The sequence below is a fragment of the Pseudomonas sp. LS44 genome, from assembly GCF_024730785.1.
Lineage (GTDB): Bacteria > Pseudomonadota > Gammaproteobacteria > Pseudomonadales > Pseudomonadaceae > Aquipseudomonas.
Genome location: NZ_CP102830.1, coordinates 968825 through 985166, shown reverse-complemented (window position 1 = coordinate 985166; position 16342 = coordinate 968825). Strand labels below are relative to the sequence as shown.

Genomic DNA, 16342 nt, shown 5'->3' with positions numbered 1-16342 from the left:
TGAGCATGCTACGCCGTCATGTGCTTGCGCTGGGCAGTGCGCTGTTGGGCGCCGTCAGCCTCGGCGGCTGGACCTTCAGCCGGCGCGGCGCTGAGCCGCTGCTGCTCTCGGCCCGCGACGATGCCGATGGCCGTCACTATGCAGTCGGCTACCGGCTGGACGGCAGCCAAGTGTTCGCCACCCCCGTCGCGCAGCGCTGCCATGACATCGTCGAGCATCCCCAGCAGCCCATCGCCCTGTTCGTCGCGCGGCGGCCGGGCACGCAGAGCTATCTGATCGACCTGCGCGACGGGCGCCTGCTGCAGACTGTCGAGGCGCAGACTGATCGGCATTTCTACGGCCATGCGGTCTTCCACGGTGACGGCGAGTGGCTGTACGCCACCGAAAACGACACCCGCGACCCCGGCCGCGGTCTGCTCGGCGTCTACCGTTTCGACGGCGAACACCTGAGCCACCATGGCGAACTGAGCACCCACGGCCTGGGTCCCCACCAAGTCAGCTGGCTGCCCGACGGCGAAACTCTGGTAGTCGCCAATGGCGGGATTCGCACCGAAGCGGAAAGCCGTGTGGAGATGAACCTCGACGCCATGCAACCGAGCCTGGTGCTGATGCAGCGCGACGGCCGGCTGATCTCCAAGGAAACCCTGGCGCAGCAGATGAACAGCATCCGCCACCTGGCGATCGCCGCCGACGGCACCATCGTCGCCGGCCAGCAGTTCATGGGCGATGCTCACGAGCCGGCCGAGCTGCTGGCGATCAAACGTCCCGGACAAGCGTTCGCAGCGTTCCCGCTGGGTGCCGAGCAACGCCAGGCGATGAACCAGTACACCGCCAGCGTGGCGATCCACAACGACCTGCGCCTGGTGGCCCTGACCGCGCCACGCGGCAACCGCTTCTTTATCTGGGATCTGGACAGCGGCGCCGTGCGCCTCGATGCGCCGCTGCCCGACTGCGCCGGCGTCGGCGCGGTGCCGGACGGCTTCGTGGTTACCTCGGGCCAAGGCCGCTGCCGCCTGTACGACTGCCGCGCCGAGCAAATCGCCATGCGCCCGCTGCAACTGCCGCCTGGGTTGTGGGACAACCACCTGCATCTGGCCTGAATCACGCATAGCGGGACCTCGCCAATCGCCTCGCAACTTACCGACCATCGGCGCTCAAGTGGCGCCGCATGCGGCCGATCAATGGGGACTCTTCCCCCTCTTGGTCTCCCGAGGCGCCCGACAATGTCCCTGAAACACTCCCTGCGCGGCCAGATTCTCGCCCTCCTTGGCGGCAGTCTGCTGCTGATTCTGCTCACGGCCCTGGCCTGCTTCTCCTTCCTGTCCGGCTCCATCCACGCCTATCGCAACCTCATCACTGGGCCGATTGAAGCCTCCGGCCTAGTAGATGTGGCCAACGTCGAATTCAAAGGTCAGGTGCAGGAGTGGAAAAACCTGTTGCTGCGCGGTACCGACCCCGCTGCCCAGGAAAAATACTGGGGCCAATTCGAGGCCCAGGAACGCAAGGTACAAGCCACGCTCGACAAGCTGCTCGCCGAAGCCAACGAACATGACGACGCGACACTGAAAGCCCAGGTTGAACACCTCAGCGATGAGCACCAGCGACTCGGCGCCGCCTACCGTCTGGGCCGGCAGGCGTTTATCACCGCGGACGCCGATCCGGTGGCCGGTGATGCGGCGGTCAAGGGCATCGACCGCGCTGCCAGCGAGCAGATGAGCGCGCTGGTCGCCGAGCTGCACAAGCGCAGCGCTGAACAGTCCACGGCCATCAGCGCCAGCGCCGACCGCACGCTGACCTGGGGCGTGATCATCTTGCTGGCCGCCAGCCTGGTGATCGGCATGTTCAGCCAGTGGTTGGTCAACCGCCAGCTGATCGCACCGATCCGCGACCTGATCGAACACATCGCGCGCCTCAGCCAGGGCAAATTCGGTCAGCCGGTCGATAGCAGCCGCCGTGACGAACTGGGCCGCCTGGCCGCTGCGGCCAACACCCTGCGCGACTTCCTCGCCGACACCTTCAGCCGCCTGAAACACAGCACGGGCGAGTTGGACACCACCAGCGGCGAGCTCAATGCGATCGCCACCCTGATGGCCCAGGGCACCCGCGAGCAGTTTTCGCGCACCGATCAAGTCGCCACGGCGATGCATGAAATGTCCGCCACCGCGCAGGAAGTGGCCCGGCATGCCGCTGAGGCTGCACGCGCCGCCGACGACGCCGACCACTCGGCACAACAGGGCGAACAGGTCATGCAGGCCACGATCCACACCATCACCGGCATGCGCGGCGAGATCGCCAACACTGCCGAGGTAATCCGCCAACTGGAGAGCGACAGCGGCCGCATCGGCAAGGTCCTGGAAGTGATCCGCGGCATCGCCGAACAGACCAACCTGCTGGCCCTCAACGCCGCCATCGAGGCCGCCCGGGCCGGTGAGCAAGGCCGCGGCTTCGCCGTGGTCGCCGATGAGGTGCGTCACCTGGCGCAGCGCACGGCCGAGTCCACTGCCGAGATCAATCAAATCATCGACACCGTGCAGAACGGCGCAGTCAACGCGGTGCGTGCCATCGAAAGCGGCCAGAGCCGCAGCGAACAGGGCGTGACCCAGGTCATGGAGGCTGGCGCCATGCTCCAACGCATCACCACCGCGGTTGAGGCGATTCGCGACATGAACCGGCAAATTGCCACCGCCGCCGAAGAGCAAACCTCGGTGGCCGAGGACATCTCGCGCAACCTCACCGAGATCACCGCCATTGCCACCAGTAATGAAGAACAGCTGCGCCGCACCCAGCATTCCAGCCAGGAATTGCACGGTCTCTCCGGCCAGTTGAGCAGCGTGACCCAGCGCCTCAGCGCCTGACTCTGCCAGCTGAAACGGGACAGGAGGCGCCATTAATGCCGGCATTCCAATCGCCGATTAAAAAGCGCAGCATTTGCGGTGAAATTCGCCGAATCAGAGGTGTATCCCGGCGCCAGAACGGCTGGCAACTTTTTGCCATGCCTCGCCTTTGACTTGCCTGGCTCCTGGGACTAAGGTGCATGCCCGCCTATTCCCAGGCCCTCATTACCTGCCAAGGAACCGGAATATGTTGCTCCGCCGCATGCTCGCCATGCTGGGGGTTGTGCTCGTCGTGGTGCTACTCCTGGCCGGCTACAAAGCCTTCTCGATCCGCGAACAGATCAAACAATTCTCCGCGCCTCAGCCACCGATCAGCGTCTCGGCGGCGATCGCCGAGCAGCGCCAGTGGCAGGAGCGCCTGCCAGCCATCGGTACGCTCAAGGCCTCGCAGGGCGTCGACCTCACCGTCGAAGTCAGCGGCACCGTGCGTGATGTGCTGTTCCGCTCCGGCGAACATGTCGCCGCCCACCAGCCACTGATCCAGATGGACGGCGCGGTCGAGCAGGCCTCGCTGGAATCCGCCGAAGCTGAGCTGAACCTCGCCCGCGTCGAATTCGAGCGAGGCCGCAGCCTGATCAGCCGGCAGATGATCTCCAAGAGCGATTTCGATCGCCTCGCCTCGCAGCTCCAGCAGAACAGCGGGCGGGTCGCGCAGCTCAAGGCACTGCTCGGCAAGAAACGCATCCTCGCGCCGTTCGCCGGCACCATCGGCATCCGCCAGATCGACGTGGGCGACTACCTAGACTCGGGCACCACCATCGCTACCTTGCAGGATCTCTCGACCCTGTATGTCGACTTCTTCCTGCCCGAGCAGGCGGTGCCCAAGCTGCAGATCGGCCAGCGCGTCCAGCTCGGCGTCGCGGCCTTCCCGGGCGAGACGTTCATCGGCGAAATTCTAGCAATCAACCCGAAAGTCGACGAAAACACCCGCAACGTGCTGGTTCGCGCGACCCTGCCGAATCCGGGCGAGAAGCTGTTGCCGGGCATGTTCGCCAACCTCACCGTGCTGCTGCCGAACAGCGCAGCGCAGTTGGTGGTGCCGGAAACCGCGGTGACCTTCTCGCTGTACGGCAACTCGATCTACGTCGTCGAGGCCGAGAAGAACGACGACGGCAGCGCCAAGCTCGATGACCAGGGCCAGCCGCGTCTGGTGGCCAAGCGCGTGTTCGTCGAAACCGGTGAGCGCCGCGACGGTGAGGTGGTGGTGCTCAAGGGCCTGACCGCCGGCCAGCAGGTGGTCACCACCGGCCAGCTCAAACTGGATAACGGCGCGCACGTCAGCATCGTCGCCGAGCCCGCCGCCCGCACCACCAGCCAGGCCAGCGCCCGCTAAGCCGGGCGTTGGAAAAGGAATCGACCATGGCTTTTACCGATCCGTTCATCCGTCGCCCGGTGCTGGCGACGGTGGTCAGCCTGCTGATCGTCCTGCTCGGCATCCAGGCCTTCAACAGCCTGGTGATCCGCCAGTACCCGCAGATGGAAAACGCCCTGATCACGGTGACCACCGCCTACCCCGGGGCCAACGCCGAGACCATCCAGGGCTACATCACCCAGCCGCTGCAGCAGAGCCTGGCGAGTGCCGAAGGCGTCGACTACATGACCTCGGTCAGTCGGCAGAACTTCTCGGTGATCTCGCTCTATGCGCGCGTCGGCGCCAACTCCGATCGCCTGTTCACCGAGCTGCTGGCCAAGACCAACGAGGTCAAGAGCCAGCTGCCCCAGGAAGCCGAAGACCCGGTGCTGGAGAAGCAGGCAGCCGACGCCTCGGCGCTGATGTACATCAGCTTCCACAGCAAGGAGCTGAACTACCAGCAGATCACCGACTACCTGACCCGCGTGGTGCAACCCAAGCTGGCGACCCTGCCGGGCATCGCTGAGGCAGACGTCCAGGGTGCACGGAAGTTCGCCATGCGCCTGTGGCTCGATCCAGTGCGCATGGCCGCCCACGGCATCACCGCCGGCGACGTGCGCGAGGCGGTGCAGAAGTACAACTTCCTCTCCGCCGCCGGCGAGGTGAAGGGCGAACTGGTGGTCAGCAGCGTCAACGCCAGCACCGACCTGAAAAGCCCCGAGGCCTTCGCCGCGATCCCGCTGAAGACCGAGGGCGACCGTCGCGTGCGCATCGGCGACGTGGCGCGGGTGGAGATGGGCGCGGAGAACTACGACGCGGTCAGCTCGTTCAATAGCATCCCGTCGGTGTACATCGCCATCAAGGGCACGCCGACCTCCAACCCGCTGGACGTGATCAAGGAAGTGCGCGCCAAGCTGCCGTCGGTCGAGAGCGAGCTGCCGCCGGCGCTGAAGATGTCGATCGCCTACGACGGCACGCTGTTCATCCAGGAATCGATCGACGAGGTGATCAAGACCCTCGCCGAAGCGGTGCTGATCGTCATCGTCGTGGTGTTCCTGTTCCTCGGCGCGTTCCGCTCGGTGCTGATCCCGGTGGTGACCATCCCGCTGTCGATGATCGGCGTACTGTTCTTCATGCAGCTGATGGGCTACTCGATCAACCTGCTGACCCTGCTGGCCATGGTCCTGGCCATCGGCCTGGTGGTGGACGACGCCATCGTCGTGGTGGAGAACATCCACCGCCACATCGAGGAGGGCAGGAAGCCCTTCGACGCCGCCCTGCTCGGCGCCCGCGAGATCGCCACGCCGGTGATCGCGATGACCATCACCCTGGCCGCGGTGTACGCCCCCATCGGCTTCCTCGAGGGCCTGACCGGCGCGCTGTTCCGCGAGTTCGCCCTGACCCTGGCGGGCGCGGTGATCATCTCCGGTATCGTCGCCCTGACCCTGTCGCCGATGATGTGCTCGCAGCTGCTGCGCCACGAAGAGAACCCCAGCGGCCTGGCGTACCGCCTCGACCTGCTGTTCGAGCGTCTCAAGCAGCGCTACCGCAGCGCCCTGCACCGCACCCTGGACACCCGCCCGGTGGTCTATGTGTTCGCCCTGATCATTCTGGGCCTGATTCCACTGCTGCTGATGTTCACCCAGCGCGAGCTAGCGCCGGACGAAGACCAGAGTTTCCTGTTCATCATGTCCAACGCGCCGCAGACCGCCAACCTGGATTACCTGAACCGCTACACCGACCAGTACCAGAAGGTCTTCAGCGAGTTTCCCGAGTACGACTCGGCGTTCCAGATCAACGGTTTCAACGGCGTGCAGTCAGGCATCGGCGGGCTGATGCTCAAGCCTTGGGGCGAGCGCGAGCGCAGCCAGAAGGAGCTGATGCACGCCTTCCAGCAGCGCGCCAACCAGATCCCCGGCCTGCAGGTGTTCGTCTTCAGCCTACCGTCGCTGCCGGGTACTGGTGAGGGCTTGCCGTTCCAGTTCGTGGTCACCAGCTCCGGCGACTACGCCTCGCTGCTGCAGGTCGCCGAGCGGATCAAACAGCGCGCGCAGGCGACCAACAAGTTCGCCGTGCTCGACCTCGACCTGGCCTTCGACAAGCCGGAGATCGTCGTCGATATCGACCGCGACAAGGCCGCGCAGATCGGCGTGTCGATGGACGAACTGGGCGCCACCCTGGCCACCCTGCTCGGCGAAGGCGAGATCAACCGCTTCACCGTGGACGGCCGCAGCTACAAGGTGATCGCCCAGGTCGATCGCGCCTACCGCAACAGCCCGACGCGTCTGGACAACTACTTCGTGCGCAGCGAAAGCGGCGCGATGTTGCCGCTGTCGACGCTGATCACCGTGCGCGAGCAGGCGCGGCCGCGCCAGCTCAACCAGTTCCAGCAGCTCAACTCGGCGATCATCTCCGGCTTCCCGATGGTCAGCCAGGGCGAGGCGCTGGCCACCGTGCAGCAGATCGCCCGCGAGGAAGCACCGAGCGGCTACACCTTCGACTACGCCGGCGCCTCGCGGCAGTTCGTCAACGAAGGCAACGCGCTGTACGTGACCTTCGGCCTGGCCCTGGCGGTGATCTTCCTAGTCCTCGCCGCGCAGTTCGAGAGCTTCCGCGACCCGCTGGTGATCCTGGTCACCGTGCCGCTGTCGATCTGCGGCGCGCTGATTCCGCTGTTCCTCGGCTGGTCGAGCATGAACATCTACACCCAGGTCGGCCTGGTCACGCTGATCGGCCTGATCAGCAAGCACGGCATCCTCATCGTCGAGTTCGCCAACCAGCTGCGCCGCCAAGGCCGCGGCATGCGCGAGGCAATTGAGGAAGCTGCGGCGATCCGCCTACGCCCGGTACTGATGACCACCGCGGCGATGGTCTTCGGCATGGTGCCGCTGATCCTCGCCACCGGCGCCGGTGCGGTCAGCCGCTTCGACATCGGCCTGGTGATCGCCACCGGCATGTCGGTGGGCACCCTGTTCACCCTGTTCGTCCTGCCCTGCGTATACGTCCTGCTGGCGCACCCGGACCGCGCGCCGGCCAAGACCAGCCAGCCGGTCAGCGAACCGAGCTGACTGACCACCAACAAAAAGCCCCGCATCGGCGAGGCTTTTTGTTGGCGCTAACAAGCATCAGCTTTGCCCACGCAATCCTTGTGAGAGACCGAATAACAACAGCAGCAGATCTCCATCCGGCTGTACGACTTTCGCTGCCTGACCTCGCGGCAACGGGCAATGCTCAGGATCCGAGGTGAGCACCTGCGGGCCTGGCTCATGCCAAGCCGCTGCTGCCAAGGAAGCCACGCCTAGCGCACTGACAAAGAACAAACCTCGAGCGATTTCTAGCTTCATGATTGCAACCCTTTGATAGCGCTGCCATACGCTGCTTGGTAACCGTAGATGAGTTGCTGCCAATCCGCCGCGTTCCACGACGAATGGCGCCTCAGCTGGCGCATGTCATGCAGCGCAGCACGTCGACGGCTCAAGCGGCGGCGGCTTTTCTCCAGGTCCAACAGGGCTACGTCTATTTGCGGCGGACGGTCCGCCTGTTCGGTGACGCGGACGAATACATGCTTGGAATACAGGCAGCCGTGCTGCCAGCGGCCCCGATGCAAGCGCGCCAGCACTTCACCGATATGCCGCAACAAGTCCTGGTGCGGGGCTTCACCGATGCGCTCCCGCCCGCCGCCGGCATACCAGCAGTCGATGTCTTGGAAACCATCCAGCGCCTCGGTCACCAACAGCGCCCGCCAGCTCTTGTCCGACTCCTGCTGGGCGGCGCAAAACACCACATTCGGCACCGGCACGCCGAGCAACCGGCAAGCGGCCAGCGCGTCGCGCTCACGTAATACGGTCGGTCGCCCCAACGGATAACGCAGGCTGCGGTAGGTATGGCCAACCTGACGTTTGGCGTAAAGCAGGGGGCTGCCGTGAGCGCGCACGCGCTTCACACCGCTCTCGCCACCGCGCCGCTGATTCGGCTCTTCCACCCACTCACCGTCGTGCTGCCACCAGAAGTCGAACTGGCCGGCTGGGTTCAACGAGGGCGGAGAGGAGTGCTGAGCTTCATTCATAGGGGTCAACCTTTGCGCAAGACATAGACACGCCACATGGCATACATCGGCAAAAAGTCCATCTGTTCCTGGACGCGAAAACCCGCCGCGGCAAATTCTGCTTCAACCGTGGCAGCGGGGATGACGAAGCGATTCTGGTACTCCACCTTACCTTTGGTGGCCAGGCGACGCTTTTCCAGACGAGCCCGGCGCCAGGCCTTGAAATTACCGTCTACCCAAAGGGAAACGATCAAGCTGTCGCGCGATACCCGCGCGCATTCGCGCAGCAAGGTCTGCCGATGCGCCGGATCACCCACGTGGTGCAACAGGCGCATGCAGAAAATGCTGTCGACCGAGTTGTCCGGCAAATCAATGGCAAACGCCGAGGTTTGCAGAGGTGTGACCCGCTGCGCAACCTCCGCCGGCTGAGCGGCACAGGCCACGCTGAGCATATCGGCCGAATTGTCCGCACCGATGATCACCCGATTAGGCTTTTCCGCCAGCAGCGGCCAAAACCGCCCGGCTCCGCAGGGCAGATCGAGGACCAATCCGGGCTCATCGGCAGCCGCCAAAGCGCGACGCGCCAGCTGTTCGTCCCGCCTATGGGATAGGCGGCGCCAGAGGCTCTCCTGGTGTTTCTGCAGATAGTCCTGAGCATGCTGTTGGTCGTACTTGTTGGAAAATTCGAGCTGAATCGGACGGGCCATAAGGATTCTCCAAAGGGGGGGTTCGACCGCAACCCTAGGTTCACGTTCATCAACAGCCGGTCAACCGCAGGTGAAAATTCCGTCAACGCTCCGCGAGGCCACGACTCAGTCCCTCAGCGAGACCCAAAAGCGACAGCCGGTCGGCTCCACTGCCGTCAATTGCACCGACCAGCCTTGGCTTTCACAGATTCGATGCACCAGCGATAGCCCTAGTCCGAGACCATCACCCCGCTGCTCACCGCCACGCACGAACGGCTGGAACACCGCCTCGCGCTGGCTTTCCGGGATGCCAACGCCGGTGTCCTCGACGGCGAAGCCGTCATCCAGCAGGACCAGATTGATCGAACCATGGTCGGTGTAGTGCCAGGCGTTGCGCAGCAGGTTAGTCATCACCGTGCGCACCAAAATGGGGTTGAACTTGCCGCGCAGCGAGGCGCCGGGCCGATAGCTCAACCTCAGGCCCTTGCTCTCGACGGGGTCGCGCCACTGTTCGACCAGCTCGTCAGCGATGTTGCCGATATCGATTTCCGGCAACATATCGCCGCCTTCCTGCTGAGCCCGCGCGAGCATCAGGAAGGTCTGCACCAGCTCGCGCATTTCTTCGGTGGCCCGCGCGATACGCTGCACCTGCGTGTGTACGCGGCTATCCAGCGACGGGCCCTCCAGCAGCAACTCACAGGAACTGGCGAGCACCATCAACGGCGTGCGCAACTCATGACTGACATCGCTGGTGAATAGTCGCTCGCGCGTCAGGGCATGGCGCAGCAAGCCCAGAGTCGTATCGAAGGCGGCCGCTAGTTGCCCGACTTCATCTTCGGCATAGTCCGGCGCCAACGGCGGCGCGAGCGCCAGTAGCTGGTCACGGTGGCGAACCTGGTGGGACAGCCGCACCACTGGCTCGATCACCTTGCGCGCCAACAGCCAGCCGAGCACCCAGGCCAGCGCGATGCTCAGCAGAAAGCCGACGAACACCACGCCGAACAGAATCTGCTCGCGGTCCTCGAACTCACTTTGGTCCTGCAGCAGCACGTAACGACGCTGATCAACCACGCGCACGAAGGCGTGATAGGACAGCTCACCGCGAAACACCTCATGGAAGCCGGGCTCCAAGTTCCTGAGGTCGGCCGGAATCTCGAAACCACCCTTGCCCCCAGTGAAATAGAACAACTGTTCAGGCTCCGGACGCAGCCGCCAATCGTCCATGGTCTCCATGCGCAGCAGGCGGTCGAGGTCGCCGCCCAGCTCGCCGGAGAGCAGTTTTTCCTCGACCACGTGTACGGTTTCGACGATGCCGAGCGCGAACGTGCCCGCGACCAAGCTGCTCATCAGCACGAAGGCGATGACGATGCGGCGTGACAGGCTGTGCTTAAACTCCATCGGCGACCTCAGCCAAACGGTAACCGACGCCGTGCACGGTCTGCAGCAGCGGTTTAGCGAATGGCTTGTCGATCACTTGGCGCAGTTGGTGGACATGGCTGCGCAGGCTGTCACTGTCCGGACAGTCATCCCCCCATAACGCCTCTTCGAGCACCTCGCGGCGCAGCACATGCGGACTCTTCTGCATCAACACGGCGAGCAGCTTCAGACCGACCGGGTTGAGCTTGAGCAAGCGCCCGTCCCGTGTGACCTCCAGCGTATCTAGGTCATAACTCAGGTCCGCCACCTGCAGCTGCCGGCGGCCGCCGCCCTGGCTGCGGCGCAGCACGGCCTCAATGCGTGCGGCCAGCTCGGATAGGGCGAACGGCTTGACCAGATAGTCGTCGGCACCGGAACGAAAACCCTGCAACCGGTCGTCCAACTGGTCACGTGCGGTGAGCATGATCACCGGCGTGGCGCGCCGGGCGTCTTCGCGCAGACGCTTGCATAACGTGTAGCCGTCCAGGCCGGGCAACATGATGTCGAGGACGATCAGATCGTAATGCTCGGTCGCGGCCAGATGCAGGCCGGACAAGCCATCCTGCGCGCAATCCACGCTATAGCCCTTGATCCCCAGGTAGTCGGCCATATTGGCCAGAATGTCGCGATTGTCTTCCACCAACAAAATCCGCATTACCAATCCTCCAGGGCGTATCGCCCAGTGGCCAAACGATAGCGCGAAGCCGACCCTAAACAGCCCGTTTTGACGGTTTTTTCACTCCTCGTTGACGCCGCCGAGACAGTTGCATCGCCATATTCGCGCCTTCTCTTCCGCCCTGGACTTTTCCCATGCCGTTGCTGCGTACCGCGCCCTTGCGCTTCCTGCTGCTGTTGCTCGCCGTCTGGCTGAGCATTTTCCTGCTCACCCGTGGCGTGCTGCTCGGCTGGCATTTGCCGGAGGCCGGTGGCGGCTTCCTGCATGTGTTCGCCATCGGCCTGCTCTACGACCTCGGCTTCCTCGCCTACGCCGCCCTGCCGCTTGGCCTGTATTTGCTGCTCTGTCCGTTGGTGCTCTGGCGACAACGCTGGCACCGCAGCCTGCTGTACGTCGTCGCGGCCGTCAGCCTGTACTTGATGCTGTTCACCGCGATTTCCGAATGGCTGTTCTGGGACGAGTTCGGTGTGCGCTTCAACTTCATCGCCGTCGACTACCTGGTTTATTCCGACGAGGTTCTGCACAACCTATGGGAGTCGTACCCGATGGGCTGGCTGTTGGGCGGCCTGGCGCTGACCACCGGGGCGCTCATGCTGGTGCTGCGCAAACCATTGCGCGCGGCGTTGAATGCCCCGCTGCCGGCACCGCGTGGACGGCTTGGCGCCGCACTGAGCCTGGTGATACTGGCCGGACTCAGCGCCCTGTTGATCGACCAGGATCACCCGCGCGGCTTGGGCGGCAATACCTACCAACATGAGCTGGCGAGCAACGGTCCGTACCAATTCTTCGCCGCCTTCCGCAATAATGAGCTGGATTACGGCCGCTTCTACGCCAACTTGCCGAAAGCCGAGGTGGCCAAGCAATTGCGCGCCGAACTGAGTGCGCCGAATGCCCGTTTCGTCAGCCAGGATCCGCTGGATATCCGCCGGCAGATCGACAACCCCGGTCAGCCGCGCCGGCCCAACATCGTGCTGGTCACCATCGAAAGCCTCAGCGGCAAGTACCTGGGCAGCAACGGTGATCCACGCAAGCTGACGCCGAATCTCGACGAGCTGCGCAAACACAGCCTGTACTTCAATAACTTCTACGCGACCGGTACCCGCACCGACCGCGGCCTGGAAGCCATCACCCTGTCGATTCCGCCAACGCCGGGGCGTTCGATCGTCAAGCGCATCGGCCGCGAAAGCGGCTTCGCCAGCCTTGGTCAGCAGCTCGACGCCCAGGGTTACGACAGCGTGTTCGTCTACGGCGGGCGCGGCTATTTCGACAACATGAACGCCTTCTTCGGCGGCAACGGCTATCGCGTGGTGGATCAGAGCAGCGTTGCCGATGCCGACATTCACTTCAAAAATGCCTGGGGCATGGCCGATGAAGACCTCTATAGCCAGACCCTGAAGCTTGCTGACGCCAACTACGCCCGCGGCAAGCCGTTCCTGCTGCAGTTGATGACCACCTCCAACCACCGCCCGTATACCTACCCCGATGGCCGGATCGACATTCGTTCCGGCGAAGGCCGCGAAGGGGCGGTGAAGTACACCGACTGGGCCATTGGCGATTTCCTCGCCAAAGCACGCCAGCAACCCTGGTTCGATAACACCCTGTTCGTCTTCGTCGCCGACCATTGCGCCGGCAGCGCCGGAGGAGAAGATTTGCCGGTGGCCAATTACCAGATTCCGCTGTTCATCTATGCGCCGAAGCTAATCCCGGCGGCCGAGAATGACCGCCTGGCCAGCCAGATCGACATCGCCCCCACCCTGCTCGGCCTGTTGAACTTGAGCTACCAATCGACCTTCTTCGGCCGCGACCTGCTCAAGCCGGAAGACGCGGCACCGCGGGTGCTGATCGGCAACTATCAGCACCTGGGGCTGTTCGACGGTCATGACCTGGCCATTCTCAGCCCCCGCCAGGCGATCCGCCGCCACGACGATGCTCTGGGAGCCAGCCGCGAATCGCAGGCATCCAGCCAGGATGTCTTGGTCAGGCGTGACATCGCTTACTACCAGGCCGCCAGTTATGGTTTCAAACATCGCTTGCTGGCCTGGCAAGCCCCGCCGCCCGCTGCCACTGAACTGACCCAGCGCTAAACCCGGCCGGGCCTCGATCGAGGCCCGCACTTAGAACCTGTTTACGATCTCGCGAGCTAGAGGAAAACAAGGCGAAAACGGCTGAGGAAGCGGAGTTTACGAGCTGTAAATGAGCATTCCGAAGCCGTTTTCAACGCAGTTTGACCGACGCGCAGCAGATCGTAGACAGGTTCTTACCGTCCTGTGGATATCGCCATGCCTCCTGCCAATCCCTCTCGCAGCATCAATCTCTGGTTATATCTCGGCTTGCCGCTGAGCCTGATCGTCCTGTTGCTGATCGCCGACCCGACCCGCCTGGACTTCACCATCGCCCACCTGTTCTATAGTTCCGACAGCGGCTTTATCGGCCGCCACGACACATTCCTCGAAGCCGTGCTGCACGACCGCGCCAAGCAAGCGGTGATCCTCATCGGCGTGCTGGCGATCGCCGGACTGCTGGCCAGCGTGGTGTTCCGCGGTGGGGCGCATCTACGCCGGCCGCTGGGCTATCTGGTCCTGGCGATGGGCCTGTCGACCGCCATCGTGACGCCGCTGAAAGCCCTCACAGCCGTCCAGTGCCCATGGGATCTGCGCGATTTTGGCGGCCAGGAGACCTACTCCGCGCTGCTCGCCGAACGCCCCGCCACGCTGCACCCCGGGCGCTGCTGGCCGGGCGGTCACGCCAGCAGCGGCTTTGCCTTCTTCTCGCTGTTCTTCCTGTTGCGCGACCGCCGCCCGCGCCTGGCCCGTGTGGCGCTGCTCGGTGCGCTGATCCTCGGCGGCGTGTTCTCCTTAGCGCGCATGCTGCAAGGCGCGCACTTTCTCTCCCACAACCTGTGGACGGCGCTGTTTGACTGGCTGATTTGCCTGGGCGCCTACCGTCTGGTGTTGTATCGCCAGGCGACAACCGAACCCCAGCACCAGGCGCTGCCGGCGAGCCCGTAGGGTGGAAAACGCCGAAGGCTTTTCCACCGGGACCGGATTGGCCCACGCAGGGAGGTCAACGCCCACGCGAGCGCGTCGGTGGATGTGCTACGCGACACCCACCCTACGGCCTGCGCTTGAGGGGCCCCGCACTTTTCGCCAGACATAAAAAAGCCCCGCACTAGGCGGGGCTTTTTCTGACAGCGCGAGGGCTGGTCGGCTTACATCATGCCGCCCATGCCACCCATGCCGCCCATGTCCGGCATGGCCGGACCGGCTTTGTCGTCGGCAGCTTCAGCAACCATCGCTTCGGTGGTGATCATCAGACCACCAATGGAAGCGGCAGCTTGCAGCGCCGAGCGGGTGACTTTGGCCGGATCGAGAATACCCATCTCGATCATGTCGCCGTACACGCCGGTGGCAGCGTTGTAGCCGTAGTTGCCGGTACCTTGCTTGACCTTGTCGACCACTACGCTCGGCTCGTCGCCGGAGTTGGCAACGATCTGACGCAGTGGCGATTCAACCGCGCGGCGCAGCAGCTGGATACCAACGTCCTGATCAGGGTTGTCGCCTTTCAGTTCGCTGATGGCCTGCAGGGCACGGACCAGAGCGACGCCGCCGCCAGGTACCACGCCTTCTTCAACGGCGGCACGGGTGGCGTGCAGGGCGTCTTCAACGCGGGCTTTCTTCTCTTTCATCTCGACTTCGGTGGCAGCGCCAACCTTGATCACGGCAACACCGCCAGCCAGCTTGGCCAGGCGCTCTTGCAGTTTTTCACGGTCGTAGTCCGAGGAAGTCTCTTCGATCTGCGCGCGGATCTGCTTAACGCGGGCTTCGATGTCGACCTGCTGGCCAGCACCGTCGATGATGGTGGTGTTTTCTTTGCTCAGCACGACGCGCTTGGCGTTACCCAGGTGTTCCAGGGTGGCGCTTTCCAGGCTCAGGCCGACTTCTTCGGAAATCACGGTACCGCCGGTGAGGATGGCGATGTCCTGCAGCATGGCTTTGCGACGGTCGCCGAAGCCCGGAGCCTTGACGGCTGCGACTTTGACGATGCCACGCATGTTGTTGACCACCAGAGTCGCCAGGGCTTCGCCTTCAACGTCTTCGGCAACGATCAGCAGCGGGCGACCGGCTTTGGCGACAGCTTCCAGCACCGGCAGCATTTCGCGGATGTTGGAGATTTTTTTGTCGACCAGCAGGATCAGCGGGCCGTCGAGCTCGGCAACCATGGTTTCCGGCTTGTTGATGAAGTACGGCGACAGGTAGCCACGGTCGAACTGCATGCCTTCAACGACGGACAGTTCGTTTTCCAGGCCCGAACCTTCTTCAACGGTGATCACGCCTTCTTTACCAACTTTTCCCATGGCTTCGGCAATGATGTCGCCGATGGATTCGTCGGAGTTGGCGGAGATGGTGCCGACCTGGGCGATCGCCTTGGTGTCGGTGCACGGCTTGGCCAGCTCTTTCAGCTGGGCGACGATGGCGATGGTGGCCTTGTCGATGCCGCGCTTCAGGTCCATCGGGTTCATGCCGGCAGCGACGGCTTTCAGGCCTTCGTTGACGATCGACTGAGCCAGAACGGTCGCGGTGGTGGTGCCGTCACCGGCAGCGTCGTTGGCCTTGGAAGCAACGTCCTTGACCAGCTGAGCGCCCATGTTTTCGAACTTGTCTTTCAGCTCGATTTCTTTGGCAACGGAAACACCGTCTTTGGTGATGGTCGGAGCACCGAAGCTCTTCTCCAGGATCACGTTACGGCCTTTCGGGCCGAGGGTGGCTTTTACCGCGTCAGCCAGCACGTTGACGCCAGCGAGCATTTTCTTACGGCCGACGTCGCCGAATTTAACTTCTTTAGCAGCCATGATCGTTATTCCTCAATTCTTATCCGGGTAACAGAAGGGGTGGCTCAGGCTTCGACGACCGCGAGGATTTCGTTCTCGCTCATCACCAGCAGATCTTCGCCATCGACCTTGACGGTGTTGCTACCCGAGTACGGGCCAAACACCACTTTGTCGCCAACTTTCACGGCCAACGCACGGACTTCGCCGTTGTCCAGCACGCGGCCGGTACCGACAGCAACGATTTCGCCCTGGTTCGGCTTCTCGGCGGCCGAGCCCGGCAGCACGATGCCGCCAGCGGTTTTCGATTCTTCTTCGCTGCGACGAATGACAACGCGGTCATGCAGAGGACGAAGCTTCATTGTCGATCTCCTAATTGAGGTGGTTTCCATTGCCGGTGCACACACCGGCCGGTTGGTAAATTCCGGCATCGCCGGTTGCGACCCGCT

At 63.6% G+C, this 16342-nt stretch carries 13 protein-coding genes and 1 pseudogene; 7 read left to right on the top strand and 7 right to left on the bottom strand.

Going from position 1 to position 16342, the window contains the following annotated elements; translation table 11 throughout:
* Positions 1–5 precede the first annotated feature (5 nt).
* From NVV93_RS04390 to NVV93_RS04375, 5 genes and pseudogenes are all read left to right on the top strand, one after another.
* Positions 6–1100, top strand: a complete 1095-nt coding sequence (locus NVV93_RS04390; RefSeq protein ID WP_258253233.1) for a DUF1513 domain-containing protein — start codon at positions 6–8, stop codon at positions 1098–1100.
* 81 nt (positions 1101–1181) lie between these two features.
* Positions 1182–1922, top strand: a pseudogene (locus NVV93_RS20140) (methyl-accepting chemotaxis protein); the annotation flags it as partial.
* A gap of 165 nt (positions 1923–2087) precedes the next feature.
* Positions 2088–2855: a methyl-accepting chemotaxis protein gene (locus NVV93_RS20135; protein WP_375162922.1), complete on the top strand. Its 768-nt coding sequence runs from the start codon at positions 2088–2090 to the stop codon at positions 2853–2855.
* Positions 2856–3081: 226 nt separating this feature from the next.
* Positions 3082–4227 carry an efflux RND transporter periplasmic adaptor subunit gene (locus NVV93_RS04380; protein WP_258253231.1) on the top strand — a complete coding sequence of 382 codons (1146 nt, stop codon included), beginning with the start codon at positions 3082–3084 and terminating at the stop codon, positions 4225–4227.
* A gap of 26 nt (positions 4228–4253) precedes the next feature.
* Positions 4254–7313, top strand: a complete 3060-nt coding sequence (locus tag NVV93_RS04375) for a multidrug efflux RND transporter permease subunit (protein ID WP_258253230.1) — start codon at positions 4254–4256, stop codon at positions 7311–7313.
* A gap of 57 nt (positions 7314–7370) precedes the next feature.
* Here the strand turns inward: NVV93_RS04375 and NVV93_RS04370 are convergent, their stop codons facing one another.
* The 5 genes from NVV93_RS04370 to colR form a co-directional block, all read right to left on the bottom strand.
* A complete protein-coding gene (locus NVV93_RS04370; protein WP_258253229.1) occupies positions 7371–7589 on the bottom strand; it encodes a hypothetical protein in 219 nt (72 codons plus the stop codon).
* Positions 7586–8311, bottom strand: a complete 726-nt coding sequence (locus NVV93_RS04365) for a lipopolysaccharide kinase InaA family protein (protein ID WP_258253228.1) — start codon at positions 8309–8311, stop codon at positions 7586–7588. The genes NVV93_RS04370 and NVV93_RS04365 overlap by 4 nt, the downstream gene beginning before the upstream one ends.
* 5 nt (positions 8312–8316) lie before the next feature.
* Positions 8317–8997 (bottom strand): class I SAM-dependent methyltransferase, encoded by a 681-nt coding sequence (locus NVV93_RS04360; RefSeq protein ID WP_258253227.1) that lies wholly within the window; start codon positions 8995–8997, stop codon positions 8317–8319.
* 105 nt (positions 8998–9102) lie between these two features.
* Entirely contained in the window at positions 9103–10374 is a 1272-nt protein-coding gene (locus tag NVV93_RS04355; RefSeq protein ID WP_258253226.1) for a HAMP domain-containing sensor histidine kinase, read from the bottom strand.
* The gene (gene colR / locus NVV93_RS04350; protein WP_258253225.1) at positions 10364–11047 is read right to left on the bottom strand and encodes a two-component system response regulator ColR; all 684 of its coding nucleotides are present in this window, start codon (positions 11045–11047) and stop codon (positions 10364–10366) included. The genes NVV93_RS04355 and colR overlap by 11 nt, the downstream gene beginning before the upstream one ends.
* Before the next feature lie 155 nt (positions 11048–11202).
* Here colR and NVV93_RS04345 point away from each other — a divergent pair, with 155 nt between their 5' ends.
* Together NVV93_RS04345 and NVV93_RS04340 are read left to right on the top strand one after the other, a co-directional pair.
* Entirely contained in the window at positions 11203–13152 is a 1950-nt protein-coding gene (locus NVV93_RS04345) for an LTA synthase family protein (protein ID WP_258253224.1), read from the top strand.
* Between the two features lie 195 nt (positions 13153–13347).
* On the top strand, positions 13348–14076 hold the full coding sequence (locus NVV93_RS04340) for a phosphatase PAP2 family protein (RefSeq protein ID WP_258253223.1): 729 nt from the start codon (positions 13348–13350) through the stop codon (positions 14074–14076).
* A 200-nt stretch (positions 14077–14276) separates the two neighbouring features.
* On the opposite strand, the gene groL is transcribed toward NVV93_RS04340, so the two are convergent.
* Together groL and NVV93_RS04330 are read right to left on the bottom strand one after the other, a co-directional pair.
* Positions 14277–15917, bottom strand: coding sequence for a chaperonin GroEL (groL, locus tag NVV93_RS04335; protein ID WP_258253222.1), 1641 nt, complete (start codon positions 15915–15917; stop codon positions 14277–14279).
* 44 nt (positions 15918–15961) lie between these two features.
* Positions 15962–16255 (bottom strand): co-chaperone GroES, encoded by a 294-nt coding sequence (locus NVV93_RS04330; RefSeq protein WP_258253221.1) that lies wholly within the window; start codon positions 16253–16255, stop codon positions 15962–15964.
* Positions 16256–16342 lie beyond the last annotated feature (87 nt).

What these genes read in the sequence shown, in the direction of transcription:
- NVV93_RS04345 (WP_258253224.1), top strand. Translation starts at nt 11,203, where the DNA reads ATGCCGTTGCTGCGTACCGCGCCCTTGCGCTTCCTGCTGCTGTTGCTC.
- NVV93_RS04365 (WP_258253228.1), bottom strand. Translation starts at nt 8,311, where the DNA reads ATGAATGAAGCTCAGCACTCCTCTCCGCCCTCGTTGAACCCAGCCGGC.
- NVV93_RS04355 (WP_258253226.1), bottom strand. Translation starts at nt 10,374, where the DNA reads ATGGAGTTTAAGCACAGCCTGTCACGCCGCATCGTCATCGCCTTCGTG.
- NVV93_RS20135 (WP_375162922.1), top strand. Translation starts at nt 2,088, where the DNA reads ATGGCCCAGGGCACCCGCGAGCAGTTTTCGCGCACCGATCAAGTCGCC.
- NVV93_RS04360 (WP_258253227.1), bottom strand. Translation starts at nt 8,997, where the DNA reads ATGGCCCGTCCGATTCAGCTCGAATTTTCCAACAAGTACGACCAACAG.
- NVV93_RS04380 (WP_258253231.1), top strand. Translation starts at nt 3,082, where the DNA reads ATGTTGCTCCGCCGCATGCTCGCCATGCTGGGGGTTGTGCTCGTCGTG.
- NVV93_RS04390 (WP_258253233.1), top strand. Translation starts at nt 6, where the DNA reads ATGCTACGCCGTCATGTGCTTGCGCTGGGCAGTGCGCTGTTGGGCGCC.
- NVV93_RS04340 (WP_258253223.1), top strand. Translation starts at nt 13,348, where the DNA reads ATGCCTCCTGCCAATCCCTCTCGCAGCATCAATCTCTGGTTATATCTC.
- colR (WP_258253225.1), bottom strand. Translation starts at nt 11,047, where the DNA reads ATGCGGATTTTGTTGGTGGAAGACAATCGCGACATTCTGGCCAATATG.
- groL (WP_258253222.1), bottom strand. Translation starts at nt 15,917, where the DNA reads ATGGCTGCTAAAGAAGTTAAATTCGGCGACGTCGGCCGTAAGAAAATG.
- NVV93_RS04330 (WP_258253221.1), bottom strand. Translation starts at nt 16,255, where the DNA reads ATGAAGCTTCGTCCTCTGCATGACCGCGTTGTCATTCGTCGCAGCGAA.
- NVV93_RS04375 (WP_258253230.1), top strand. Translation starts at nt 4,254, where the DNA reads ATGGCTTTTACCGATCCGTTCATCCGTCGCCCGGTGCTGGCGACGGTG.
- NVV93_RS04370 (WP_258253229.1), bottom strand. Translation starts at nt 7,589, where the DNA reads ATGAAGCTAGAAATCGCTCGAGGTTTGTTCTTTGTCAGTGCGCTAGGC.